We start from the raw sequence: 24,838 nt of genomic DNA, 5'->3' as shown, positions 1-24,838 counted from the left end.
CGTCACTCAGGGTTGTCGGCGAGCGACCTCGCCGCCCTGGCGCAATGTGCCTGCACCGCACGGGCGTAGGCGGGCGAGGCGCCCGCCAGACCGCACGAGGGGGTGACCACGACGGACTCCGCCAGAGTCCCCGGGGCCAGCCCCAGCCTGCGCCAGAGCTTCCTGACACCCATGACGCTACCGCCCGGGTCGGACAACGGGCCGTCGGTGCCCGCCACCACTCCGACGAAGAGCTTCGTACCGCCTTCGACGGCCTCCCCGACGGCGTCGTCCTCGCGCTCCGTGAGCAGGGAGAAATCGAACGACACTCCCGTGGCGCCGGCCCGGCGCAGCAAGCCGAAGGGAACTTCGGGTGCGCAGGAGTGGACGATCACGTCGCCGTCGTGGACGGCGAACAGATCGCGCAGGACGCCCTCGACGACCTGCCGGTCCACGGCGCGGTAGGTGCGGTAGCCGCTCGCGGAGCGGACGCGGCCGCGCAGCACGGCCGTCAGGGACGGCTCGTCGAGCTGCAGCACGACGTCGGCGCCGGGGATCCGCCTGCGCACATCGGCCAGGTGCTCGCGCAGCCCCTCGGCGAGCGATCCGGCCAGGTCGCGGCAGGCTCCCGCGTCCTGCAGCATCGCCTCGCCGCCGTGCAGCTCCAGGCCGGCGGCCAGCGTCCACGGCCCGACCGCCTGGATCTTCAGCTTGCCGGTGTAACCCTGGGTGAACTCCTCCAAAGCGTCCAGGTCCTCGCCCAGCCAGGACCTGGCCCGGCGGGTGTCGCGCCCGGGCCGGTCGCTGATCCGCCAGCCGCTGGGCTCCACGTGCGCGTACAGGTCGACGAGCAGCCCGGTCGTGCGGCCGATCATGTCGGCGCCGGGGCCGCGGGCGGGCAGTTCGGGAAGGTACGGGAAGTCCTCGAAGGATCCGGTCGCGGTCTTGGCGGCCTCGCGGGCGTCGCCGCCGGGCAGCGAACCGACTCCGGTCGCGCCGGCGCTCATCGGCCCGGCCTCACGGACAGGTCGTTGACCTCGGCGTCGCGGGGCAGGTCGACGGCCATCAGGACTGTGGTCGCCACCGACTCGGGGTCGATCCAGGCGGCGGGGTCGTACTCCTTGCCCTCCTGGGAGTGCACCTTGGCCTGCATGGGGCTGGCGGTGCGGCCCGGGTAGACGGAGGTGACCCGGATGCCGTTGGCCCGCTCCTCGGCGCGCAGCGAGTCGGCGAGGGCCTTCAGGCCGTGCTTGGAGGCGGCGTACGCGCTCCAGTCGGCGTGGGCGTTGAGACCGGCGCCGGAGTTGACGAAGACGACGGTGGCCTTGGAGGCGCGCAGGGTCGGCAGCAGCAGCCGGGTCACCTCGGCGGGGGCGACCAGGTTCACGTTGAGCTGCTGGTGCCAGGTCTTGGGCCGCAGCTCCCCCACCGGGCCGAGGTCGACGATCCCGGCGATGTGCAGGAGCGAGTCGATGCGCTCGGGGATCGCCTGCTGGGAGAAGGCCCAGGAGAGCCGGTCCGGATCGGCGAGGTCGCCCACGAGGGCCCGGGAGCCGGGGTAGCGCTCGACGAGCTGCTTGCCGCGGGCGGCGTCGCGGGCCAGGAGGACGAGGTCGTCGCCGCGGGCGTGCAGACGGGTCGCGACGGCGGCGCCGATGCCGGAACCGGCACCGGTGATCAGGTGAGTAGCCATACCGCACATGCTCGCACCCCCGAGCCCGCGCGGGGCCCGAAGGTCGAGGTCAGGTGCCGGCGGCGGCTGCGCGGGCCCCGCGAGGACGAACGCGGCCCGGGCGACCGTCAGAGGCCGGCTTCGGCGCGCAGGGCCGCGGCCGTCTGCGAGGCGTCGTAGTCGACCGGGACGCCCTCGACCAGTACGGCTTCGCCGGCTATGTGCCTCGTACGCAGGGGGAGGATGGCCTGGTAGGCGTCGGAGGCGTACCAGGCGCGGGCCCGCTCGATGTCGGGGAAGCCGATGACGACGACGGTGCCGGGGAAGGGGCCCTCCAGGACCTCGACCTGCCTGCCGTGCACGAGGAAACGGCCGCCGTGGGGGTCCAGTGTCGACTGGATGGCCTCGATGTAGGTGAGGACGTCCTCGTTCATCGTCTCGGGGCGCAGGTGGGCGATGGCGTACGCGGTCATGGTCCGCTCCCTGGTCGGTGCCGAACGGTCCGCCGGTGCGGGCCGTTGGTCCGATCCTGGCCGCTCGCGGCCGCGGTGGCGATGACCTCCGGGGTCATGCCGGGGCAGCGGCGGGCTGGAAGGTGCGCCGGTAGGCGATCGGGGAGACGCCGAGGGACGCGCGCATGTGCTGGCGCAGGGAGTTCGCGGAGCCGAAGCCGGACCGGTGGGCGACGAGGTCGACCGGGAGGTCGCTGGACTCCAGCAGGTGCCGGGCCCTTTCGAGGCGTTGGGCGGTGAGCCACTGCACCGGGGTCATGCCGACCTCGTCGCGGAAGCGCCGGGTGAAGGTGCGCAGGCTCATCCGGGCGTGGGCGGCGAGCTCGCCGAGGCTGACCGGCTCGGCGAGGCGTTCCAGGGCCCAGGCCCGGGTGGCGGTGGTGGTGGCGACGGTGGGCTCGGGGACGGGCCGGTCGATGAACTGGGCCTGTCCGCCGTCGCGCCAGGGCGGTACGACGCACATGCGGGCGGCCCGGTTGGTGACGGTCACGCCGTGGTCACGGCGGATCAGGTACAGGCACAGGTCCACTCCGGCGGAGACGCCGGCCGAGGTCAGGACGTCGCCGTCGTCGACGAACAGGACGTCCTCGTCGAGGCGGACCCGGGGGTAGGCGCGGCGGAACTCCTCGGCGAGGTTCCAGTGCGTGGTGGCGGGGCGGTCGTCGAGGAGTCCGGCGGCGGCGAGCACGTAGGAGCCGGAGCAGATCGACACCAGGCGGGTGCCGGGGCGGATGCCGGCGATGGCCGCGGCGACGGCGGGCGGCAGCGGTCCGCCGCGGCCGAGCTCGGGCATGGCGTGGGTGGGCGGGACGATCACCGTGTCGGCGGCGGCGAGGGCCTCGGGCCCGGCGGCGGGCTGGAGGGTGAAGCCGGAGTCGCTGGGGACCGGGGCGCCGTCGGCGGTGCAGACGACGACCTCGTACAAGGCCTCGCCCTCGTCGTCCACGGCGCTGCCGAAGACCCGGGAGGGGATGCCGAGCTCGAACGGCGGGAAGCCGGGGAGGGCCAGGACGGCGACCAGGTGGCGGCCGCCCGCTCCGCTTCCGCGACGGGCCGTGTCCTCGAAGTGCTCCCGCATCTCACCCATGGCCAGATCCTGTCACACAGTGGCCAAACGGCCAACACCATGGGCGTTCCCCCTGTCCGAATCTGGGACGCGTCGCCGGGGAACGGCCCGGTAGCGGACGCGAACGAACGGAATGAGGCGGACTGAGATGCGCGCGATCGTCGTCGACAAGTGGGGCGGCCCGGAGAACCTGGTCGAGCGGGAGATCGAGCGGCCGGAGCCCGGCCTGGGCGAGGTCCTCGTCCGGGTCCACGCGGCGGGCGTCAACCCGGTCGACTGGAAGACCCGCGCGAGCGGCGCCCTGATCTCCTGGGGCGAGACCCCGGTCGTGGGCTGGGACGTGTCCGGCACCGTCGAGGCCGTCGGCCCGGGCGTGACCCTGTACGCCCCGGGCGACGAGGTGTACGGCATGCCGCACTTCCCGCGCCAGGCGGGGGGCTACGCGCAGTACGTGGCGGCGCCGGCGCGGCACTTCGCCCGCAAGCCCGGCTCCCTCGACCACGTGCAGGCGGCGGCGCTGCCGCTGGCGGCGCTCACCGCGTGGCAGGCACTGGTGGACACCGCCGGCGTCACGGCCGGGCAGCGGGTGCTCGTGCACGCGGCGGCCGGCGGGGTCGGGCACCTGGCGGTGCAGATCGCCAAGGCCCGCGGCGCGTACGTGATCGGCACCGCCAGCGCGGCCAAGCACGAGGTGCTGCGCGGGCTGGGCGCCGACGAGCTGATCGACTACCGCTCGGTGGACTTCGCCGGGGCGGTCTCGGACGTCGACGTCGTGCTGGACGCGCTGGGCGGCGACACCGCCGAGCGCAGCCTGAAGGTCCTCAAGGCCGGCGGCCACCTGATCTCGCTGCCCGGCCCGGACTCCGTCCCGGCGGGCGCCGACGGGGTGAACGCGGCCTGGGTGCTGGTCGACCCGGACCTGAAGGGCCTGGAGGCGATCGCAGACCTCGCGGACCGGGGCCTGCTGAAGCCGCTGATCGAGACGGTGCTCCCGCTGGAGCAGGCCGCGAAGGCCCACGAGATCGGCGAGCAGGGCCGCACCACCGGCAAGATCGTCCTGACGGTGGTCTGAGCCGGTCCGTCAGACGGCGGCCGCGGCCCGCGTCGTCGTCGCGATGGTGGCGGAGCCGACCACGCGGGTGCCGTCGTAGAGCACGATCGCCTGGCCGGGGGCCACGCCGCGGACGGGCTCGGCGAAGGAGACGCGCAACTCGCCGTCCACCACCTCTGCGAAGACCTCGGTCTCTCCGCCGTGGGCGCGCAGCTGGGCGGTGTAGGTGCCCGGGGCGGCCGCCTCGGCCCCGCACCAGCGGGGGCGGATCGCGGTGAGGGCGCTGACGTCGAGGGCCTCGACGGGTCCGACGGTGACGGTGTTGTTCACCGGGGAGATGTCGAGCACGTAGCGCGGCTTGCCGTCGGGGGCCGGGTGGCCGATCCGCAGGCCCTTGCGCTGGCCGATGGTGAAGCCGAAGGCGCCGTCGTGCGTGCCGACCTTCTCGCCGGTGGCCCCGTCGACGATGTCGCCCTCGGCCTTGCCGAGGCGGCCGGTGAGGAAGCCCTGGGTGTCTCCGTCGGCGATGAAGCAGATGTCGTGGCTGTCGGGCTTCTTCGCGACGGCCAGGCCGCGGGCCTCCGCCTCGGCGCGGATCTCTTCCTTGGTGGTGAGGGTGTCGCCGAGCGGGAAGAGGGCGTGGGCGAGCTGCTTGTCGTCGAGGACGCCGAGGACGTAGGACTGGTCCTTGGCCAGGTCGGAGGCGCGGTGCAGCTCGCGGGAGCCGTCCTCCTTCAGCACGACGGTGGCGTAGTGGCCGGTGCAGACGGCGTCGAAGCCGAGGGCGAGGGCCTTGTCGAGCAGCGCGGCGAACTTGATCTTCTCGTTGCAGCGCAGGCAGGGGTTCGGGGTGCGCCCGGCCTCGTACTCGGAGATGAAGTCCTCGACGACGTCCTCGCGGAAGCGCTCGGCGAGGTCCCAGACGTAGAAGGGGATACCGATGACGTCCGCGGCACGGCGGGCGTCGCGGGAGTCCTCGATGGTGCAGCAGCCACGGGCTCCGGTCCGGAAGGACTGCGGGTTCGCGGAGAGCGCGAGGTGGACGCCGGTCACGTCGTGCCCGGCTTCGACGGCGCGGGCGGCTGCGACGGCGGAGTCCACTCCGCCGGACATGGCGGCCAGGACGCGAAGGGGGCGGTCGGTGCGCGGCAGGTTCTCAGTCATAGCACCGTCCAGGGTACGGGGGAACCGAGCGGGGTCACAGCGCGTTATCGGCTACAGGGGGTGGATCACATGGCCGAGCAGGGGAACAAGAGATCGAAGTCGGGGCGGACGCGCCGGGCGGTGCTGCTCGGCGGGCTGGGCATCGTCGCCGCGGGGGCGGTCGCCGGCCGGGAGGAGATCCGCCGCGCGTGGTGGCTGCTGCCGGGAGTGGCCAAGCCGCGCAAGGAGGGCGAGATCGACCACGCGGGGGCGGGCTGGACGGCCGCCTCGCCGGCGAACTGGCGGATGGCCGACCGGCCCGACGACTACCGGGTGGACCGGATCGTCGTGCACGTCACACAGGGCGGCTTCCAGTCCTCGGTTGACGCCTTCAAGAATCCGTGGCACAAGGCTTCGGCGCACTACATAGTCCGGGGAGACGGGCATGTGGAGCAGATGGTGCGCGAGTTGGACGTGGCCTTCCACGCGGGCAACCGGTCGATGAACGAGCGCAGCGTCGGCATCGAGCACGTCGGTTTCGTGGACCGGCCGGAGGACTTCACGGACGCCCTGTACGCGGCTTCGGCCCGGCTGGCCGCCGACATCTGCCGCCGCTACGACTTCCCGGCGGACCGCAAGCACATCGTCGGGCACTCCGAGGTGCCCGGCGCCGATCACACGGATCCGGGCGGGCACTGGGACTGGGACCGCTACCTGCGCATGGTCCGGGAGGCCCTGGCCGCTCCGGCCTGAGCCTCCCCCGCGATCAGCTGAGACCGGCCGTCCGGGCGCGCTCCACCGCGGGACCGATGGCCGCGGCCAGGGCGGCGACGTCCTCCTTGGTGGAGGTGTGGCCGAGGGAGAAACGCAGGGTGCCGCGGGCCAGCCGAGGATCGGTGCCGGCCGCCAGCAGGACATGGCTCGGCTGGGCCACGCCCGCGGTGCACGCCGATCCGGTGGAGCACTCGATGCCCTGGGCGTCGAGCAGGAGCAGCAGGGAGTCGCCCTCACAGCCGGGGAAGCTGAAGTGCGCGTTGGCAGGAAGCCGCTCGTCGGGGTCGCCTCCGAGGACGGCGTCGGGCACGGCCGCGAGGACCGCGGCCACCAGGTCGTCGCGCAGGGCGCCGACCTCGGCGGCGAACCGCTCCCGCCGCTCGGCGGCGACGACGGCGGCCACCGCGAAGGCGGCGATGGCGGGAACGTCGAGGGTGCCGGAGCGGACGTGCCGTTCCTGCCCGCCGCCGTGCAGGACGGGTACGGGACTCTGGTCGCGGCCGAGGAGCAGCGCTCCGATGCCGTAGGGGCCGCCGATCTTGTGACCGCTGACGGTCATGGCGGCGAGGCCGCTGTCGCCGAAGTGGACGTCGAGCTGCCCGAAGGCCTGGACGGCGTCGGAGTGCAGCGGGATGCCGGCCTCGCGGGCGGTGTCGGCCAGTTCACGGACCGGCATGACGGTGCCGATCTCGTTGTTGGCCCACATGACGGTGGCCAGGGCGATGTCGCCGGGGTTGCGCTCGACGGCTTCGCGGAAGGCGTCGGGGTGCACGCGCCCGTATCGGTCCACGGGCAGGTAGTCGACCTCGGCGCCCTCGTGCTCGGCGAGCCAGTGCACGGCGTCGAGGACGGCGTGGTGCTCGACGGGGCTGGCGATGACCCGGGTGCGGGCGGGGTCGGCGTCGCGCCGGGCCCAGTAGAGGCCCTTGACGGCGAGGTTGTCGGCTTCCGTGCCGCCCGCGGTGAAGACCACCTCGCTGGGGCGTGCGCCGATCGCCTCGGCGAAGGCCTCGCGGGCCTCCTCGACGGTACGGCGGGCCCGGCGGCCGGCGGCGTGCAAGGACGAGGCGTTCCCCGTGGCGGCGAACTGCGCGGTCATCGCCGCGGCGGCCTCCGGCAGCATGGGGGTGGTGGCGGCGTGGTCGAGGTAGGCCATGATCCCCCGATTCTAGGGGCCCGCCTGCGGCCCTCCGCCCGGCGGGACCCGATCCGGCCGGGCCGCGGGGGCTCATGCCCGCCCCGCGACCTCCCGGCCGGGCGCCGCGCCGCGCGCCGGAGGTCACATGCGCAGGGCCCGTGCCAGCTGGCGGGACTGGGCGACCAGGTGGTCGGTGGAGTCCCAGACCTCGGCGTCCTCCTCCAGGAAGCCGCCGGCCAGGTTGCGGGTGGTGATGGAGATCCGCAGCGGGCCGGGGGCCGGGCGGCGGCGGATGTGCGTGGTGAGCTCCACGGTCGGGGTCCAGGCCACCAGGCCGAGGTCGAAGGCGGTCGGCGGCAGTGCGTCCACCGCGAGGAGCATGGACAGCGGGTCGGCGTCGCGGCCGTCGGCCAGCTCGAACCAGGCCCGCATCTCCCCCTTGCCGGAGGGGGCGCCGACGGCCCAGCCCGCCGTCGCCGGGTCGAGCCGGAGCCGGAGCCGGTCCACGATGGCGGAGCTGCCGGGGATCGGCGCGGGGCCGGCCTCGGGGCCGATGCAGTTCTCGTAGGAGGGCATGAGCGGCGGCTCGGCGACGGTCCGCACGTCGTCCGGCAGGGACGCGAGGTCGCCGTACGAGGCGAGGACGCGGATGCGCTCGACCTCGTTGCCGTGCTCGTCGTACTGGAAGAGCGAGGCCTGGCCGGTGGAGAGGGTACGGCCGACTCGGACGACCTCGGTGCGGATCACGGCCGGGCCGGGCACGGAGGACGTCAGGTAGTGCGCGGAGACCGTGAAGGGGTCCGGGTGCGGGAGGGCCGCCGACAGGGCCCGTCCGACCAGGGCCAGCAGGTAGCCGCCGTTGACAGCGGCGATGATCGTCCAGCCGGCGGAGAGCTCCGCGTCGTACACGCCGGGCTCGCCGGCGCGCTCGGTGATGGCGGTGTCGCGGTCGAACTCGCTGTCGCCGATGGATGCCTGGGCAGCTGCATATGACATGGAACGACGGTACACCTGCTTACTACTAAGCGGTAGCTTTCTGTTGCTACGGCTCTTCGGCCACCGAGGAGCGGCGGTTCCAGGCCAGCGGCGCCCGCCAGTGGTAGCGCATGGCGAGGAGCCTCAGGACGAAGGTGGTCACGATCGCCAGGCCGGTGGTGACGGCGTTGAGCGAGTCCAGGGCGATGGAGACGGCGACCATCGCGGCACCCACGGTGGCGGGCACGGCGTACATCTCGCGGTCGCGCAGCAGCGAGGGCACCTCGTTGACCAGCACGTCGCGCAGTACGCCGCCGCCGACGGCCGTAGCCAGGCCCAGCGCCGCGGACGCGGTCAGGCCGAGGCCGTACTCGTAGGCCTTGGTCGTGCCGGTCACACAGAACAGTGCGAGGCCGGCGGCGTCGAAGACGTTGATCGCCCGGTTGATCCGCTGAACCTCGGGGTGCAGGAAGAAGACGATCGCGGCGGCGATCAGCGGGGTGACGAAGAAGCTGAGCTCACCGAAGGCGGCCGGCGGGACGGCACCGATGACCAGGTCGCGGAAGAGGCCCCCGCCGAGGGCGGTGACGAGGGCGAGCACGGCGATGCCGAAGACGTCGAAATTCTTGCGGACGGCGAGCAGGGCACCCGCGGTGGCGAAGACGAAGATGCCGGCGAGGTCCAGCGCATGCTGGACCCCGGGCGGGAAGAGATCGTGGAGCACCGGGCCATTGTCGCCCCTCGGCTCCCGCCCGGGTGACGCGTCACCCCCGGCTCCCGCCCAGGTGGCGGGCCCCGCGGCGGCCGCTGTCCCCGGCGGCGCGCCGGCCGTGCCGGGGACAGCCCCCGGCACGGCCGGGGCGGCCTACTGCGAAGCCGTCGTCACCGCGTCCGCCGCACCCGGGAGGGGCGTGTCGCCCGGAGCCTGGTCGGGGGCGTTCTCCGGGTGATGGCAAGCCACCTGGTGCCCCGTCTTCAGCGCGAGCAGCGGCGGCTCCTGGGTGGCGCAGATCTGCGTCGCCTTCCAGCACCGCGTGTGGAAGCGGCAGCCGCTCGGCGGCGAGATCGGGGACGGCACGTCTCCCTTGAGCAGGATGCGCCCGCTCCTTGCGCCGCGCCGCCTCGGGTCCGGCACCGGCACGGCCGACATCAGGGCCGCCGTGTACGGGTGCATCGGCTCCCCGTACAGGGACGCGTTGTCGGCGAGCTCGACGATCTTGCCGAGGTACATCACCGCGATGCGGTCCGACACGTGACGGATGACCGACAGGTCATGCGCGATGATCACATAGGTGAGGCCGAGCTCCTTTTGGAGGTCGTCCAGCAGGTTGACCACCTGGGCCTGGATCGAGACGTCGAGCGCCGAGACGGGCTCGTCCGCGACCACCAGCTTCGGCTTCAGCGCCAGGGCCCGCGCGATGCCGATGCGCTGGCGCTGGCCGCCCGAGAACTCGTGCGGGTAGCGGTTGTAGTGCTCGGGGTTGAGGCCGACGAGCGACAGCAGCCGCTGGACCTCCGCCTTGAGCCCGCCCTCCGGGACGACGTTCTGGAGCTTGAACGGGGCGCTGACGATGGTGCCCACCGTGTGGCGCGGGTTCAGCGAGCCATAGGGGTCCTGGAAGATCATCTGCACGTCGCGGCGCAGCGGGCGCATGCCCGCCACCCCGAGGTGCGTGATGTCCTTGCCCTCGAACTCGATCGTGCCGCCGCTCGGTTCGAGCAGCCGCGTGATCAGCCGGCCCATGGTCGACTTTCCGCAGCCGGACTCGCCGACGATGCCCAGGGTCTCCCCGCGCCGGACGTCGAAGTCGAGTCCGTCGACGGCCTTGACCGCGCCCACCTGGCGCCGGATCAGCCCCTTGGTGATCGGGAAGTGCTTCGCCAGGCCGGTGACCTTGAGCAGGACTTCGGGCGAGTCCGTGGCCTGCGCGGGAATGACCACCGCTTCCGGCTTCTTCGTGTCAGGCGTCTCGGTCACAGCTTCGGCGCAATCTCTTCGGTCCAGATCCGGGTCCGCTCGTCCTGCGGCATGTGGCAGGCGGACCAGTGGCGGCTGTCGTCCTGGGTGAGCTCGGGCCGGACCGTACGCGTCACGTTGCCCTTGGGCACGTCGGCGTACGGGCAGCGCGGGTTGAAGGCGCAGCCGTCGGGGATGTTGATGAGGCTGGGCGGGGAGCCCTTGACCGGGATGAGGCGCTCGCTCTGCTCGCGGTCGATGCGCGGCATCGAGCCCAGCAGGCCCCAGGTGTAGGGGTGGCGGGGCTCGTAGAACACCTTCTCGGCGGTGCCCCGCTCGACGCACCGGCCGCCGTACATCACGAGGATCTCGTCGGCCATCTCCGCGACGACGCCGAGGTCGTGCGTGATCATGATGACGGCGGAGCCGAACTCCTTCTGCAGATCGCGGATCAGGTCCAGGATCTGCGCCTGCACGGTGACGTCCAGCGCCGTGGTCGGCTCGTCCGCGATCAGCAGGTCAGGATTGTTGACCAGCGACATCGCGATCATCGCGCGCTGGCGCATACCGCCGGAGAACTGGTGCGGATAGTCGTCGACGCGCTTGCCGGGCTCGGGGATGCCCACCCGGTCGAGCATCTCCACGGCCCGCTTGCGCGCCGTCTTCTTGTCCACGTCGTTGTGGACGCGGTACGCCTCCACGATCTGGGAGCCGATCGTGTAGTAGGGGTGCAGCGCGCTCAGCGGGTCCTGGAAGATCATCGCCATGTCGCGGCCCCGCAGCCTGCGCACCTCCTCGGGATCGGCCGTCAGCAGTTCCCTGCCCCCGAGCCAGATCTCGCCCGACATCTCGACGCTGGAGCGGTCGGCGTTGCCCGCCCGGTGCAGGCCCATGACGGCCAGCGAGGTGACCGACTTGCCGGAGCCGGACTCGCCCACGATGCCGAGGGTCTGTCCCTTCTCCAGCTGGAAGGAGAGCCCGTCCACCGATTTGACGACTCCGTCGTCGGTGGGGAAGTGCACCTTGAGGTCGCGGACGTCGAGGAAGGCCTCGGCGGGACGGCCTGCGACCGGATCCGCCGAGAGGGCCGTGCCGGTGGAGGCGGCGTCCGCGGTACGGGCGTCGGCGCTGACGCCCTTCCCCTTCTGAGTCGGGTCGATCACGACAGCCTCACCCTCGGGTCGATGATGGCGTAGACGAGGTCGACCACCAGGTTGCAGAACACGATGAAGAAGGCGGCGAACAGGGTCACGCCGAGGATCTTCGGCAGGTCGTTGACCGCGATCGCCTGGTAGGCGTACTCGCCGACGCCGTGGTAGGAGAAGACCGTCTCGGTGACGATCGCGCCGCCGAGGAGCAGCCCGAAGTCCATGCCGAAGATGGTCACGATCGGGGTCAGCGCGGAGCGCAGTCCGTGGCGGGTGACGACCACCCGCTCGCGCAGGCCCTTGGCCCGGGCGGTGCGGATGTAGTCCTCGCTCATGGTCTCCAGCATTCCGGCCCGGGTGAGCCGTGCGTAGAGCGCGGAGTAGAGGAAGGCCAGCGTGCACCAGGGCAGGACCAGTCCCTGGACCCAGGCGGCCGGGTCGTCGGAGAAGTCCACGTAGACGTTGGTGAACACCGGCCAGTTGAAGACGAAGACGGCCAGCGCGAGGGTGCCGGTGAAGAACATCGGCAGGGAGACGCCGGCGAGGGCCACGCCCATCGCGAGCCGGTCGAAGAGCGAGCCGGGCCGCAGGGCCGACACCACGCCCGTGGTGACACCGGTGACCAGCCAGATGGCGGCCGCCCCCAGGGTGAGGGAGGCGGTGACGGGCAACCGGCTCACGATGTCGGGCCAGACCTCGACGTGGTCCTTGAAGGAGTAGCCCAGGCAGGGGGCGTTGCACTGCGAGGGGCTGGGGCCGTAGTTGAACTCGCGGCCCGCGAAGATGCCCCTCAGGAACTCCCAGTACTGCGCGTACAGGGGTTGGTCGAAGCCGAGGTTCTTCTTGACCGCGGCGATGGACTCGGGCGAGGGGTTCTTGCCCACGTACTGCGTGGCCAGCGAGTCGGCCGTGCCGCCGGCCAGCCGGGGCAGCAGGAAGAAGATCGCGAAGGTGATCGCGCTGACAACGAGCAGCAGGAACACCGCGGCGAACAGCCGCCGGACGATGTACACAAACACGGGGGTCGGCTTCGGCGTCCGCCGGTCCGTACCGCCCCCGGTCGGGGGGCGGTACGGACCGGCGCGCGCGCTGCTGCCTTCACCTGCCTTCCACGGTTCTGGCAGATCTGGCTGAGAGGGTCGAACTGCCTGAGGACTTGGCGTCCGGGTTTACTTCAGGCCGATGTTGAGGTAGTCGTACTGACCGCTCCACGCCGGGTTGGAGACCACGTTGGTGAGCTTGGGCGAGCGGTAGTGCAGGACCTTGAAGTAGGTCAGGGGCACGATGACCGCCTGGTCCATGACCTTCTTGTCGATCTCGCCGTAGACCTTCTCGCGCGCGGCGGCGTCGGTGTTGGCGATGTTGTCGTTCAGCATCTTGTTGATCTCGGGGTCGTTCAGCTGCGACAGGTTGGTGTTACCGGTCTTGCTGATCGCGTCACCGTGGACGACCTGCTGGAGGAAGCCGAAGCCGCTCGGCCAGTCGGCGCCCCACTGCATCATCATGAGGCCGATCTTGTTGTCCTCGGTGAACTTCGGGACGCCCGCGTAGTCGCTGAAGTACTTGCCGGCCGGGAACTGCTGGATCTTGACGTTGATCCCGACCTTCTTCAGGGACGCCTGGATGGCCGTGGCCATGTCGACCTCGCCGGCGCGGTCGTTGCGCGCGGTGATGGTGGTCTCGAAGCCGTTCGGCTGTCCGCAGGCGGTCAGCGCGGCCTTGGACTTGGCCTCGTCGCCCTTGTTGTCAGGGGTCTCGTAGGTGTTGAAGTCCACGTGCCCCGGGATGTCGGTCGGCAGGACGGTGCTGGCGATGGCGCCGCGGGTGGGACCGCCGAACGCGGTCTGCACCGACACCTTGTCGATCGCGTACTGGACCGCCTTGCGGCACTCCACGTTGTCGAAGGGCGCCACCTTGGTGTTCATGGCCATGTAGACCAGGCGACCGCCCTCGGCGTTGTCGGTGTTGGGGTCCTTCGAGGTCAGCAGCTCGGTCTGGGTCTGCTGGGCCACACCGTTGCCGACGATGTCGATGTGGGTGTTGCCGGCCTTCAGGTTGGAGTCGATCGTCTCCTGGTTGACCTTCAGCTTGACGACGATCTTCTCCGGGAGCTGCTTGCGCAGCGGGTCCGTGGAGGCGTCCCAGTTGGGGTTGCGGACCAGGACCGCCTGCTTGTCGTGCTCGTAGCTCTCGAACATGTACGAGCCCGAGGAGACGATGTTCTTCACATAGTCCGCGCCGTTGTCCTTGGCCTTCGGCACGGGGGCCGACTGCGGGTTCGCCAGCAGGTAGTCGAACTCGGCGAAGGGCTGCTTCAGCTTGAAGACGATCGTCTGGTCGTCGGGGGTCTCGATGGACTGCAGCCCCGTGTCGGACTTGTCCTTGTACGGGCCCTCGTAGGGGGTCTCGTTGTCCTTGAGGTACTGCGCGAGGTAGTTCGGGCCGTTGGAGTGCACGTCACGGGCGAAGTTGCTCCGCTCGACGGCGTACTTGACGTCCTTGGAGGTGATCTCCGTACCGTCGCTGTACTTCACGCCCTTGCGAATCTTGTACGTCCAGGTGGCACCGCCGTCACTGGGGGTGCCGAGGCTCTCGGCGAGGTCCGGGACGACCTTGTTGCCCTCGGCTCCGGCGCCGGGAGCGAAGGTGGTCAGCGGACGGGCGTACAGGCGGCTGAAGTTGAAGACGAAGCCGTAGTAGGTGTTGCCGGGGTCGAAGGAGTCGGGGGTGTCGGACGCCTCGTAGACGAGCGTTCCGCCCTGCTTGTCGGAGGCGTTGACCACGCCCTTGACGGCGGCGTTGGATCCGGCCGACTTGTCGTCGCCGGCGGTCTTGTCACCACCATTGCAGGCGGAGGCGGTGAGGGCGACGGTGATGGCGGCGGCAAGCACCGCGGCTTTTCTCGACCTGCTTCTCATGACGGAGTGATGCCCCCTGATTCGGAGTGGTGGTGGTACGGGCGGTGCCTCGGCCGGATGCCCGGGAGACGGGCGGATCAGCGCGAGCTCTTGGGGTCCAGGGCGTCGCGCAGGCCGTCGCCGAGGAGGTTGAAGGCGAGCACGGTGAGGAAGATCGCCGTGCCCGGGACGACCATGAACATCGGGTCGACCTTGTAGTAGTCCACGGCGGAGCTGAGCATTCCGCCCCACGAGGCCTGCGGTGGCTGGATACCCACGCCGAGGAAGCTCAGAGAGGCCTCGAAGAGGATGTTGGTCGGGATGAGCAGGGTGGCGTAGACGAGGATCGGCGCCACCAGATTGGGCAGCAGCTCCCGGAAGACGATGAAGGGGCCGCGGGCGCCGAGGCTGCGGGCCGCGTCGACGAACTCCCGCTCGCGCAGCGACAGCGTCTGGCCGCGCACGATGCGCCCGATGTAGGGCCAGCCGAAGAAGCCGATCACGAAGATCAGCACGCCGATGTGCAGCGGCAGTCCCTCCAGCCCGAAGGCCCCGCCCTGGAGGGCGGCCGAGATGGAGATCGCGAAGAGCAGCAGCGGGAAGGCGAGGAAGGTGTCCATCATGCGGCTGATCACCGTGTCGGCCCAGCCTCCGTAGTACCCGGCGACGACGCCCAGCACCGAGCCGATCAGCACCGAGAGGAGGGTCGACCCGAAGGCGACCAGCAGGGAGACCCAGGAGCCTTCCAGGATGCGGGTGGCGATGTCGCGGCCGAACTTCGGCTCCACGCCGAGGGGGTGCTCCCAGCTGATACCGCCGAAGGAGCCGATCGGAGTGGCCAGGGAGGGGTCGATGAGGTCCTGGTGCAGCGCGTCCGGGTCCAGGCCGAACACCCACTGGATCGGCTGCGACAGCGCGGCCAGCACGACGAGGAGCAGCACGACCGCGCCGCCGGCCATCGCCACCTTGTCGCGCTTGAGTCTGGTCCACGCGATCCGGCCGAGCGAGCGGCCCTCGATCGCCTTCTGCGGAACGTCGGGGGTGGCCACGGCCGCGGACTCGGCCGCGTTGGTGTCGTGCAGTGGTGCCGTCATCGTGGTGGGGACCCCTCTCGGCCGACGGTGGCCGGCCCATGCCCGCCGCTGTGGCGGCTTGGTTCAATCGGCGTCGCTGGTGGTGCGATTGGCGAGAAAATGTGCCGGAAGTGCACGTGAAGAGCCGGTGTTCGTGAGATGGACCGGCCTTCGGTGGGGGGAGTCTTCAACGCGCTCTCAACCGCCCGCCAGACCCCCCGGGGATGTGATGCGCAACCGTGATCTGGGCTTACACCTTCCGCTATCCGAACCGCCAGGCCTGTTGAGCGGTGAAACACCGCGCGTTCGGCGCGGAACGGACATCAGACCCAACTGCCCTTTCAGACGTGAATCTTGGGCCTATTCAGCGGATATGCCGAAGGCCGCACCGATGGGACCGGTGCGGCCTTCGAGATGGACGTCTCGATATGCGGATTTCGCGCCAGGAGCCCCCGCGGGTCCGCGGGGGCTCCTGGGGGCGGGCCGGGTCAGTACGCCGGGGCCTGGCCCTCGCGGTCGTAGAAGGGCCGGGTCTGCGCCCGCAGCCACATCGCCACGGGGTCGTGCTCGTCGCCCAGCGCGACGGTGCACACCGGGACGCCCTCGGGCACCGCCCCGACCGACTGGCGCATCATTTCCCGTACGGATTCCAGCGCGGGCGCGGAGGCGTCGTACAGGTCGAGCCCGACGGCGAGGTAAGGGGACCCGAGTGCCGGCTGCACCCAGACGCGGCGCAGCGACCGCACGGCCGGTGTGCGGTGCGCATGCTGGGTCAGCAGGCCGTAGAACTGGGGCAGTTCGATGCTGGGCTCGGACAGCCGCAGCGGGCCCGCGGGCATCCGGTCCAGGCCGGTCGCGATGCGGCGCAGGTCGGCCCAGGGCACGCCGAGGCCGCCGCCCTGGGCATGCGGGTTGAGCCACAGACCCCAGCGGTCCGGGTAGAGGGCGCGGGCGATGTCCCGCCCCGTGACCACTTCGTAGCCCCGGTTCCAGCCGCTCGCGGCCAGTTCCTGGGGGGAGGTGACGCAGGGGGCGTAGCCGAGCCCCTCGACCTCCATGCCGCCGTACTGGGCGTCCGGGGACCCCGGCTGCCCCTGCCACAGCAGCATCCACAGCCGGCCCTCGGACAGGGCCCGCAGCAGTGACTCGTAGCTCTCGTAGCGCCCGGGAGTCACCTGGCGCATCATGTGCTCGACCTGCCCGGCCGCGGCCGTGCCTGACGCACTCACCCGGTACCCCTCTTCGTCCGCCCGTCGCTCCACGCGTGCCTTACCCGGGCCAGCGCTCATGCGTGCGGCCGGGAGATGTAACCAGCTTAAGCGGCCCTACGCGAGGTAGAAGGGGCGTACGCGCTCACGAATCCAGTCCGTGACCGGGTCCTGGGCCGCGTCCAGGAGGATCAGTTGCACGGGCCACGGCGCCGGAACGCGCGCCAGGGCGCGTCCGAGCGCCTCCATCGGCGCCTCCCGCATCTGTGGCTCCCACCCCGCCAGGCGGACACCGACGAAGAGTTCCGGTGCCCCGCCCTCGACGCTGGCGAGGCAGCGGTGCGCCGCCGCGACCACTCCGGTGGCGCGGAACTCCTCGCCGGCGGCAGCCAGGAAGTCCACCGGGTCCTCCTGCCAGTCGGGCTCGAAGAGCCGTACGCGGCCGCCGGTCGCGGAGCCGTCGAGCGGGCTGCGGCCCGCACGGCAGAGCTCGGCGACGGCGGGCGGGGGCAGCGGGACGCCGACGGCGCCCTCCGGATTGACCGCGATGCCGAGCTGCGGGGGCAGCCCCCGGGCGAACTCGACCGCCGGGGCCACCGCGAAGTCCATGCCGGGGCCGACACAGGCGAGGAACTGGGCCTCGGAGCTGTAGACCGGGACGTACGCCGCCCCGCCGATGTCCATGGTGGGCAGGTCCAGACCGGCCGTGTCGGGGCCGCCGCCGCCCGGCAGGGGCACCCACACCCTGCTGCGCCCGAGCACCTCCAGGATCCGGCCGCCGGCGTCCGGCTGCCCGAGCGCCGCCCCGAGCACCTGCTCCAGCTCATTTTCCGGCCAGCCGCTGCCCTGCATCTGCCCCTGCCCCTGTCTGGTCCCGCACGTGCGGTCCCGCGCGTGTCGCCCCGCAGGGTACCGGCCGCGGGGCGGGCACCGCCGCCGGGGATCCGGGTCGGCCCGGCCCGGCGGTCAGCCGTGGAAACCGATCCCCGTCACGGCGGCGGCCGAGCGGCGGTCCAGCAGGGTCGCGGAGGCGCAGCCGGCGGGCGGGCGGCCCGCCTCGGCGTCGCGCAGCAGGCGGCCCACGGCGCCGCGGTGGCGGGCGAAGGCGTAGGCAGACACCCCCCGGCCCCGCGCGGCCTGGCCGGAGAGCGCCTCCTCGGGGCTGCTGTCCAGGAGGACGAGGTGCAGCGACCGGCCCCGGCGGCGCGCGGCCGCGGAGAGCAGGGCGCGCACCCAGCTCTGAGTGCCGCAGTCGTGGACGACGACGGAGTCGCCGGAGCGCAGGATCCGGTACAGCCCCCAGTAGTGCGCGGCGCGTACCAGCGGGCGGTAGACGGCGTAGGGCAGCCGGGCGGGCATCCGGCGCTCCCAGCGTTCACGGGTGTCCTGGGAGTCGACGGCGCCGCCCTCCGGCGCGGCTCGCTTGATCAGCGTGCTCTTGCCGCCGCCGGGCAGCCCGGAGACCACGACGATGTCGCCCTCGGCGAAGCCGAGCCGCCGGGGTCCGCGCAGTGCGGGGCCGCGCAGGTCGCGCACGGGGCCGAGGCCGCCGTCGGCAGCCCTCCCGCGCTCGCGCGCGCCGCGCCGCTGGGCCGGCACCGCTTCGACGGCTCCCGTCGCCGTCACCACTCCGAATCTCCGCACAGTGCTCGCCTTCCCCCCGCGTCGGGCCACCGGGACCCTTCCCACCGAGTGTAAAGAGACGGTAATCCGGCATCCACGGTTCCACTCGGCCCGTTCGGAGGGGCGTACGAACTTTCGGACCCCCACCCCCGATCCCGAGCATGCCGTGCAATGATGTGCGCCATCTGGACCAACTGCATACCGGCCGCTTGAATCCGCGCGGGAGAGTCCCGGCAGGCCGCGAGGCCGTGCCGGGCGCCGAAGGAGCAAGAACCTCCCTTGAATCTCTCAGGCCCCGTACCGCGTGGATGAGGCAGATCTGAAAAGCGAGCTGCGCGCCAGCTCCACCCAAGGTGCAAGTCGGGGAGACCGGCGATCGGACGATCGGCGGAACTCTCGGCGAACCTCTCAGGTTCCGATGACAGATGGGGAGGAACGTCCTCGTCATGTCATGTCGATGCCCTGGGACCCGGGAGCCACACCCATGAGCACTGCCCCCCGCCTGACCGCCCTCGATGCGCTGCACCGTTCGCTCGGTGCGACCATGACCGATTTCGCGGGCTGGGACATGCCGCTGCGGTACGCCAGCGAGCGCGACGAGCACAACGCCGTACGCACCAAGGCCGGCCTCTTCGACCTGTCGCACATGGGCGAGATCACGCTGACCGGCCCGGAGGCCGTCAAGGCCCTGGACTACGCGCTGGTCGGCAACATCTCCACCGTCGGTGTCGGCCGTGCCCGCTACACGCACATCTGCCAGGAGGACGGCGGGATCGTCGACGACCTGATCGTCTACCGCCTCGGCGAGACCGAGTACATGGTCGTCGCCAACGCCTCCAACGCCCAGGTCGTCCTCGACGCCCTGACCGAGCGTGCCGCCGGCTTCGACACCGAGGTCCGCGACGACCGCGACGCGTACGCGCTGATCGCCGTGCAGGGTCCGGAGTCCCCCGGCATCCTGGCGTCGCTCACCGACGCCGACCTCGACGGCCTGAAGTACTACGCGGGCCTGCCGGGCACCGTCGCGGGCGTGCCCGCGCTGATCGCACGCACCGGCTACACCGGCGAGGACGGCTTCGAGCTGTTCGTCGCCCCCGAGCACGCCGTGGAGCTGTGGCAGGCGCTGACCAAGGCCGGCGAGGGCGTCGGCCTGGTTCCGGCCGGCCTGTCCTGCCGCGACACCCTGCGCCTGGAGGCGGGCATGCCGCTGTACGGGCACGAGCTGACCACCTCCCTGACCCCGTTCGACGCAGGTCTGGGCCGGGTCGTGAAGTTCGAGAAGGAGGGGGACTTCGTCGGCCGCGCCGCCCTGGAGGCCGCCGCCGAGAAGGCCGCCGACCAGGCCCCGCGCAAGCTGGTCGGCCTGATCGCCGAGGGCCGCCGCGTCCCGCGCGCCGGCTTCCCCGTCGTCGCCGACGGCAAGGTCATCGGCGAGGTCACCTCGGGCGCCCCGTCCCCGACGCTGGGCAAGCCGATCGCGATGGCGTACGTGGACGCGGAGCACGCCGCGCCCGGCACCTCCGGCGTCGGCGTCGACATTCGCGGTACGCATGAGCCGTACGAGGTCGTCGCGCTGCCGTTCTACAAGCGGCAGAAGTAGCCCTCCGCGCACGACGTCCGCCGTCCGGGCAGCCGTACGGCGTCGTCTCAGTACCCAAGACCGCAGTTCGTATCCACTCCCCCGCATCCAGGAGAATCAGGCCATGAGCAACCCCGAGAAGCTGCGTTACACCAAGGAGCACGAGTGGCTGTCGGACGTCGTGGACGGCGTCGCGACGGTCGGTATCACGGAGTTCGCGGCCAACGCGCTCGGTGACGTCGTCTACGCCCAGCTCCCCGAGGTCGGCGACACCGTGACCGAGGGCGAGACCTGCGGCGAGCTGGAGTCGACCAAGTCGGTCAGCGACCTGTACTCCCCGGTCTCCGGCGAGATCGTCGAGGCCAACCAGGACGTCGTCGACGACCCGGCGCTCGTGAACACCGCCCCGTTCGAGGGCGGCTGGCTGTTCAAGGTCCGCCTCTCCGAGGAGCCCAAGGACGCGCTCTCCTTCGAGGAGTACACCACGCTCACCGCCGGTAACTGACCCCAGGGGATCCTGATGTCTGTACTGAACACCCCTCTCCACGAGCTCGACCCCGACGTCGCCGCAGCCGTCGACGCGGAGCTCGTGCGCCAGCAGTCCACCCTGGAGATGATCGCGTCGGAGAACTTCGCTCCGGTCGCCGTCATGGAGGCCCAGGGCTCGGTCCTCACCAACAAGTACGCCGAGGGCTACCCGGGCCGCCGCTACTACGGCGGCTGCGAGCACGTCGACGTGGTCGAGCAGATCGCGATCGACCGCATCAAGGCGCTGTTCGGCGCCGAGGCCGCGAACGTCCAGCCGCACTCCGGTGCGCAGGCGAACGCCGCCGCGATGTTCGCGCTGCTCAAGCCGGGCGACACGATCATGGGCCTGAATCTGGCCCACGGCGGTCACCTGACCCACGGCATGAAGATCAACTTCTCCGGCAAGCTCTACAACGTGGTCCCCTACCACGTGGACGAGTCCGGCCAGGTGGACATGGCCGAGGTCGAGCGCCTCGCCAAGGAGTCCAAGCCGCAGCTGATCGTCGCCGGCTGGTCCGCCTACCCGCGCCAGCTGGACTTCGCCGCCTTCCGCCGCATCGCGGACGAGGTGGGCGCCTACCTGATGGTCGACATGGCGCACTTCGCCGGTCTGGTCGCCGCGGGCCTGCACCCGAACCCGGTGCCGCACGCCCACGTCGTCACCACCACCACGCACAAGACCCTCGGCGGTCCGCGCGGCGGTGTCATCCTGTCGACGCAGGAACTGGCCAAGAAGATCAACTCTGCGGTCTTCCCCGGCCAGCAGGGCGGTCCGCTGGAGCACGTGATCGCGGCCAAGGCCGTCTCCTTCAAGGTCGCGGGCTCGCCCGAGTTCAAGGAGCGCCAGGAGCGCACCCTGGAAGGCGCGAAGATCCTCGCCGCCCGCCTGGTCCAGGACGACGTCAAGGCCGTGGGCGTGGACGTCCTCACCGGCGGCACCGACGTGCACCTGGTCCTGGTCGACCTGCGCAACTCCGAGCTGGACGGCCAGCAGGCCGAGGACCGCCTGCACGAGGTCGGCATCACGGTCAACCGCAACGCCATCCCGAACGACCCGCGGCCGCCGATGGTGACCTCGGGTCTGCGGATCGGCACGCCGGCCCTCGCCACCCGCGGTTTCGACGCCGAGGCCTTCACCGAGGTCGCCGAGATCATCGCGCAGGCGCTGAAGCCGACGTACGACGCCGAGGGCCTCAAGGCGCGCGTCTCGGCGCTCGCCGCGAAGTTCCCGCTGTACCCGTCGCTCTAGCGGCGGCGCGAAAGGGCCCGGCCTCGTCGTCTGCGCACGGGCCGGGCCCTTCCCGTACCCGCCGGCGTCCACCCCGGCGCGTCCGGCACCCGCCCCGGGCGGGCGGACACCCCTGCCGCCCGGCGCCGGGGCCGGTCTCCGGCAGCCGGCGGGGCCCGGCGCCGCGCCCCCGCGGCGCGAGTGGACACCTTCCCGACCTGTCCACGTAATCCTTCCCACCTCGTCCGGCAGCCAGGACGTTCACCGCACCGCGTTAAGCTCGTCTGTCGGACAAAATCTGAACAATCCGCCTCTCCTGCCCCCTCCCACCCCACGAGCAGACAAGGGAGTCCGCCACCGTGGCCATCTCCGTCTTCGACCTCTTCTCCATCGGCATCGGTCCCTCCTCCTCCCACACGGTCGGTCCGATGCGCGCCGCGCGCATGTTCGTGACGCGACTGAAGAAGGACGGCGTGCTCGCCCAGACGGCCTCCGTGCGGGCAGAGCTCTTCGGCTCCCTCGGCGCGACCGGCCACGGCCACGGCACGCCCAAGGCCGTGCTGCTCGGTCTGGAAGGCCACTCCCCCCGCACCGTGGACGTGGAGACGGCGGACGACGAGGTGGATCGCATCCGCAGGAGCGGCCGCCTGCGGCTGCTCGGGGCGGAGATAGGCGACGTCCACGAGATCGCCTTCGACGAGCCGAACCAGCTGATCCTGCATCGCCGGCGGTCCCTGCCGTACCACGCGAACGGCATGACGCTCTTCGCGTACGACGAGGCCGGCACCCCTCTGCTGGAGAAGACCTACTACTCGGTCGGCGGCGGTTTCGTCGTCGACGAGGACGCGGTGGGCGAGGACCGGATCAAGCTCGACGACACGGTGCTGAAGTACCCCTTCCGCTCCGGTGACGAGATGCTGCGGCTGGCCGACGAGACCGGCCTGTCGATCTCCTCCCTGATGTTGGAGAACGAGAAGGCCTGGCGTACGGAGGAGGAGATCCGCGAGGGCCTCCTGGAGATCTGGCGCGTCATGCAGTCCTGCGTCTCGCGCGGCATGTCCCGCGAGGGCATCCTCCCGGGCGGCCTGCGGGTCAAGCGCCGCGCCGCCTCCACGGCGCGCCAGCTGCGCACCGAGGGCGACCCGATGATGCACCGCAGCGAGTGGACGACGATCTACGCGATGGCGGTCAACGAGGAGAACGCGGCGGGCGGCCGGGTCGTGACGGCCCCGACGAACGGCGCCGCGGGCGTCCTGCCGGCCGTGCTGCACTACTACATGAACTTCGTGCCGGGCGCGGACGAGGACGGCGTGGTCCGCTTCCTGCTCGCCGCGGGCGCGATCGGCATGCTGTTCAAGGAGAACGCGTCGATCTCCGGCGCCGAGGTCGGCTGCCAGGGTGAGGTGGGATCGGCCTGCTCGATGGCGGCCGGCGCCCTCGCCGAGGTGCTGGGCGGCACGCCGGAGCAGGTCGAGAACGCCGCCGAGATCGGCATGGAGCACAACCTGGGCCTGACCTGCGACCCGGTCGGCGGACTGGTCCAGATCCCCTGCATCGAGCGCAACGGCATGGCCGCGGTCAAGGCCGTCACCGCCGCCAAGATGGCGATGCGCGGCGACGGCTCGCACAAGGTCTCCCTCGACAAGGTCATCAAGACCATGAAGGAGACCGGCGCCGACATGAAGGTCAAGTACAAGGAGACCGCCCGCGGCGGCCTCGCGGTCAACGTCATCGAGTGCTGATGCCCTCCTGGTGACCGCAGGGGCCCGGCGCGGGTTGCGCCGAGCCCCTGCGGCGTCCGGTACACCGTCCACCCGGTGGAACCGGAGGAGCCCGGAGCGGCGTCCCAGGTGGTGCCATCAGTCCCCGTCTCTTGAGAATCGGGGGGACAACATGATCCACACACGTCTCCGGCGGTTCGTGGCTCTGGCCTCCGGCGCGCTGCTCGCCGCCGGACTGGCGTTCGCCTCGCCCGCCTCCGCCTCCTCACTCGCCTCCACCGAGGTCCCGACCCCGCTCGTCGTGAACGCCCGCTGGGGCGGGCACTCCGGATACGACCGGATCGTCGTCGACCTGGAGGGGTACACGCCCACGGTGACCGTCACGCCCGTCGCACAGCTGAGGTACGACGGCTCCGGCAAGCCCGTGCCTCTGGCCGGGACGTACTTCCTGGAGATCAGGCTCAACCCCGCCGCCGCGCACGACGACGCGGGCGAGAGCGTGTACCACGGCCCCAAGCTTCAGAGGATCTACCTCACCAAGCTCAAGGGGCTCGCCATGACGGGCGACTACGAGGGGTACGTGACCTTCGGCGCCGCCTTCGACACCCTTCCGTACTACCGCGCCTACAGCCTGCACTCGCCCGAGCGGTTCGTGGTGGACATCGCGCACTGAACCGGCCGCGGACGGCCCGGCCCGAGGCCTTCGCGCCCCGGGCCCGGACTCATCGGTGCTCGGGATTGGGGAAGTCGAAGCGGCAGCCGGCGTCCCACAGGGAGCGCTGGTTGCCGTGCGCCGGGATGCCGCCGGAGCGCTTGAGCAGCGCCGCCAGGTGCATGAGGTTCCAGGACATGAAGGCGGTGTTGCGGTTGGTGAAGTCGTTCTCGGGGCCGCCCGAGCCGGGGTCCAGGTAGGACGGGCCCGGGCCGGCCTCGCCGATCCAGCCCGCGTCGGCCTGCGGCGGGATCGCGTAGCCGAGGTGCTGGAGGCTGTAGAGGACGTTCATGGCGCAGTGTTTGACGCCGTCCTCGTTCCCGGTGATCAGCGCTCCGCCGACCCGGCCGTAGTAGGCGTACTGGCCGTGCTCGTTCAGCAGCGAGGAGCAGGCGTAGAGCCGCTCGATCACCTTCTTCATCACGGAGCTGTTGTCGCCGAGCCAGATGGGCCCGCACAGGACCAGGATGTCGGCGTCCATGATCTGGCTGTAGAGGACGGGCCACTGGTCGCTCTCCCAGCCGTGCTCGGTCATGTCCGGCCAGACGCCCGTCGCGATGTCATGGTCGACGGCACGGATGAGGGAGGTGCGGGCGCCCGCGGACTCCATCACCGCTCGGCTCTTGTCGATCAGGCCCTCGGTGTTGCTGGTCTCGGGCGAGCGCTTGAGCGTGCAGTTGACGTAGACGGCGGTGAGGTCGGCGTAGTGCGGGCGGTTCGCGGTGTTCTCGTCGGCAGTCACGCACCCAGCCTGCGCAGCGTGCCGGGCGCCCGCCACCGGGCCTGGCCCGTACGGGGAGGGTGGTGCGGAGGTGGTCGCGCTGCCCGGACCGCGGCGAACCTAGGATGGCGGC

At 71.4% G+C, this 24,838-nt stretch carries 24 protein-coding genes and 1 riboswitch; of the genes, 7 read left to right on the top strand and 17 right to left on the bottom strand.

What is annotated here, in order from left to right; translation table 11 throughout:
• Nucleotides 1–2: 2 nt before the first annotated feature.
• The 4 genes from R4Z63_RS23165 to R4Z63_RS23150 form a co-directional block, all read right to left on the bottom strand.
• Nucleotides 3–986, bottom strand: a complete 984-nt coding sequence (locus tag R4Z63_RS23165) for a methionine synthase (RefSeq protein WP_037928119.1) — start codon at nucleotides 984–986, stop codon at nucleotides 3–5.
• Nucleotides 983–1,672 (bottom strand): SDR family oxidoreductase, encoded by a 690-nt coding sequence (locus tag R4Z63_RS23160; protein WP_037928115.1) that lies wholly within the window; start codon nucleotides 1,670–1,672, stop codon nucleotides 983–985. Before R4Z63_RS23160 ends, R4Z63_RS23165 begins: the two co-directional genes overlap by 4 nt.
• A gap of 107 nt (nucleotides 1,673–1,779) precedes the next feature.
• Nucleotides 1,780–2,124 carry a DUF1330 domain-containing protein gene (locus tag R4Z63_RS23155; protein ID WP_384445594.1) on the bottom strand — a complete coding sequence of 115 codons (345 nt, stop codon included), beginning with the start codon at nucleotides 2,122–2,124 and terminating at the stop codon, nucleotides 1,780–1,782.
• Nucleotides 2,125–2,218: 94 nt separating this feature from the next.
• Nucleotides 2,219–3,241, bottom strand: a complete 1,023-nt coding sequence (locus R4Z63_RS23150; RefSeq protein WP_384445626.1) for a GlxA family transcriptional regulator — start codon at nucleotides 3,239–3,241, stop codon at nucleotides 2,219–2,221.
• Between the two features lie 136 nt (nucleotides 3,242–3,377).
• On the opposite strand from R4Z63_RS23150, the gene R4Z63_RS23145 reads away from it, so the two are divergent.
• On the top strand, nucleotides 3,378–4,301 hold the full coding sequence (locus R4Z63_RS23145; protein ID WP_384445592.1) for an NADP-dependent oxidoreductase: 924 nt from the start codon (nucleotides 3,378–3,380) through the stop codon (nucleotides 4,299–4,301).
• 9 nt (nucleotides 4,302–4,310) lie between these two features.
• Here R4Z63_RS23145 and mnmA read toward each other — a convergent pair whose 3' ends face one another.
• Nucleotides 4,311–5,444 carry a tRNA 2-thiouridine(34) synthase MnmA gene (gene mnmA, locus R4Z63_RS23140; protein ID WP_384445590.1) on the bottom strand — a complete coding sequence of 378 codons (1,134 nt, stop codon included), beginning with the start codon at nucleotides 5,442–5,444 and terminating at the stop codon, nucleotides 4,311–4,313.
• A 69-nt stretch (nucleotides 5,445–5,513) separates the two neighbouring features.
• Here mnmA and R4Z63_RS23135 point away from each other — a divergent pair, with 69 nt between their 5' ends.
• Entirely contained in the window at nucleotides 5,514–6,176 is a 663-nt protein-coding gene (locus R4Z63_RS23135; protein WP_384445588.1) for an N-acetylmuramoyl-L-alanine amidase, read from the top strand.
• A 13-nt stretch (nucleotides 6,177–6,189) separates the two neighbouring features.
• On the opposite strand, the gene R4Z63_RS23130 is transcribed toward R4Z63_RS23135, so the two are convergent.
• The 11 genes from R4Z63_RS23130 to R4Z63_RS23080 form a co-directional block, all read right to left on the bottom strand.
• The gene (locus R4Z63_RS23130) at nucleotides 6,190–7,353 is read right to left on the bottom strand and encodes a cysteine desulfurase family protein (RefSeq protein ID WP_037928096.1); all 1,164 of its coding nucleotides are present in this window, start codon (nucleotides 7,351–7,353) and stop codon (nucleotides 6,190–6,192) included.
• Between the two features lie 123 nt (nucleotides 7,354–7,476).
• The gene (locus tag R4Z63_RS23125) at nucleotides 7,477–8,331 is read right to left on the bottom strand and encodes a thioesterase family protein (RefSeq protein ID WP_037928093.1); all 855 of its coding nucleotides are present in this window, start codon (nucleotides 8,329–8,331) and stop codon (nucleotides 7,477–7,479) included.
• A gap of 46 nt (nucleotides 8,332–8,377) precedes the next feature.
• Nucleotides 8,378–9,034, bottom strand: coding sequence for a trimeric intracellular cation channel family protein (locus R4Z63_RS23120; protein WP_030826581.1), 657 nt, complete (start codon nucleotides 9,032–9,034; stop codon nucleotides 8,378–8,380).
• A 141-nt stretch (nucleotides 9,035–9,175) separates the two neighbouring features.
• A complete protein-coding gene (locus R4Z63_RS23115) occupies nucleotides 9,176–10,252 on the bottom strand; it encodes an ABC transporter ATP-binding protein (RefSeq protein WP_384445624.1) in 1,077 nt (358 codons plus the stop codon).
• 32 nt (nucleotides 10,253–10,284) lie between these two features.
• Entirely contained in the window at nucleotides 10,285–11,430 is a 1,146-nt protein-coding gene (locus R4Z63_RS23110) for an ABC transporter ATP-binding protein (RefSeq protein ID WP_384445585.1), read from the bottom strand.
• Nucleotides 11,427–12,434, bottom strand: a complete 1,008-nt coding sequence (locus R4Z63_RS23105; protein WP_037928087.1) for an ABC transporter permease — start codon at nucleotides 12,432–12,434, stop codon at nucleotides 11,427–11,429. The genes R4Z63_RS23110 and R4Z63_RS23105 overlap by 4 nt, the downstream gene beginning before the upstream one ends.
• 150 nt (nucleotides 12,435–12,584) lie before the next feature.
• Nucleotides 12,585–14,333 carry an ABC transporter substrate-binding protein gene (locus R4Z63_RS23100; RefSeq protein WP_078557015.1) on the bottom strand — a complete coding sequence of 583 codons (1,749 nt, stop codon included), beginning with the start codon at nucleotides 14,331–14,333 and terminating at the stop codon, nucleotides 12,585–12,587.
• Nucleotides 14,334–14,410: 77 nt separating this feature from the next.
• Nucleotides 14,411–15,406: an ABC transporter permease gene (locus R4Z63_RS23095; protein ID WP_037928079.1), complete on the bottom strand. Its 996-nt coding sequence runs from the start codon at nucleotides 15,404–15,406 to the stop codon at nucleotides 14,411–14,413.
• A gap of 467 nt (nucleotides 15,407–15,873) precedes the next feature.
• On the bottom strand, nucleotides 15,874–16,614 hold the full coding sequence (locus R4Z63_RS23090) for an enhanced serine sensitivity protein SseB C-terminal domain-containing protein (protein ID WP_384445582.1): 741 nt from the start codon (nucleotides 16,612–16,614) through the stop codon (nucleotides 15,874–15,876).
• A 96-nt stretch (nucleotides 16,615–16,710) separates the two neighbouring features.
• Entirely contained in the window at nucleotides 16,711–17,445 is a 735-nt protein-coding gene (locus R4Z63_RS23085) for an enhanced serine sensitivity protein SseB (RefSeq protein ID WP_037928076.1), read from the bottom strand.
• A gap of 114 nt (nucleotides 17,446–17,559) precedes the next feature.
• Complete coding sequence (locus R4Z63_RS23080; protein WP_384445580.1) at nucleotides 17,560–18,237, bottom strand: AAA family ATPase; 678 nt, start codon at nucleotides 18,235–18,237, stop codon at nucleotides 17,560–17,562.
• 189 nt (nucleotides 18,238–18,426) lie between these two features.
• Nucleotides 18,427–18,529, top strand: a riboswitch (glycine riboswitch).
• 171 nt (nucleotides 18,530–18,700) lie between these two features.
• Here R4Z63_RS23080 and gcvT point away from each other — a divergent pair.
• The 5 genes from gcvT to R4Z63_RS23055 all read left to right on the top strand — a co-directional run bounded on the left by gcvT (nucleotide 18,701) and on the right by R4Z63_RS23055 (nucleotide 23,945).
• On the top strand, nucleotides 18,701–19,816 hold the full coding sequence (gcvT, locus tag R4Z63_RS23075; protein ID WP_037928072.1) for a glycine cleavage system aminomethyltransferase GcvT: 1,116 nt from the start codon (nucleotides 18,701–18,703) through the stop codon (nucleotides 19,814–19,816).
• Nucleotides 19,817–19,919: 103 nt separating this feature from the next.
• Nucleotides 19,920–20,300 (top strand): glycine cleavage system protein GcvH, encoded by a 381-nt coding sequence (gcvH, locus tag R4Z63_RS23070; RefSeq protein ID WP_384445576.1) that lies wholly within the window; start codon nucleotides 19,920–19,922, stop codon nucleotides 20,298–20,300.
• A 15-nt stretch (nucleotides 20,301–20,315) separates the two neighbouring features.
• Nucleotides 20,316–21,572 (top strand): serine hydroxymethyltransferase, encoded by a 1,257-nt coding sequence (gene glyA, locus R4Z63_RS23065; protein ID WP_037928070.1) that lies wholly within the window; start codon nucleotides 20,316–20,318, stop codon nucleotides 21,570–21,572.
• Nucleotides 21,573–21,910: 338 nt separating this feature from the next.
• Nucleotides 21,911–23,293, top strand: a complete 1,383-nt coding sequence (locus R4Z63_RS23060; protein WP_384445573.1) for an L-serine ammonia-lyase — start codon at nucleotides 21,911–21,913, stop codon at nucleotides 23,291–23,293.
• Nucleotides 23,294–23,444: 151 nt separating this feature from the next.
• Nucleotides 23,445–23,945 carry an AMIN-like domain-containing (lipo)protein gene (locus R4Z63_RS23055; RefSeq protein WP_037928066.1) on the top strand — a complete coding sequence of 167 codons (501 nt, stop codon included), beginning with the start codon at nucleotides 23,445–23,447 and terminating at the stop codon, nucleotides 23,943–23,945.
• A 49-nt stretch (nucleotides 23,946–23,994) separates the two neighbouring features.
• Here R4Z63_RS23055 and R4Z63_RS23050 read toward each other — a convergent pair whose 3' ends face one another.
• Nucleotides 23,995–24,726, bottom strand: coding sequence for a flavodoxin family protein (locus R4Z63_RS23050; RefSeq protein ID WP_037928064.1), 732 nt, complete (start codon nucleotides 24,724–24,726; stop codon nucleotides 23,995–23,997).
• Nucleotides 24,727–24,838: the final 112 nt, after the last annotated feature.

This window comes from Streptomyces sp. PL-29 (genome assembly GCF_058344425.1).
The sequence above is the reverse complement of the archived record's forward strand: the minus strand, read 5'-3'. Positions and strand labels throughout refer to the sequence as shown.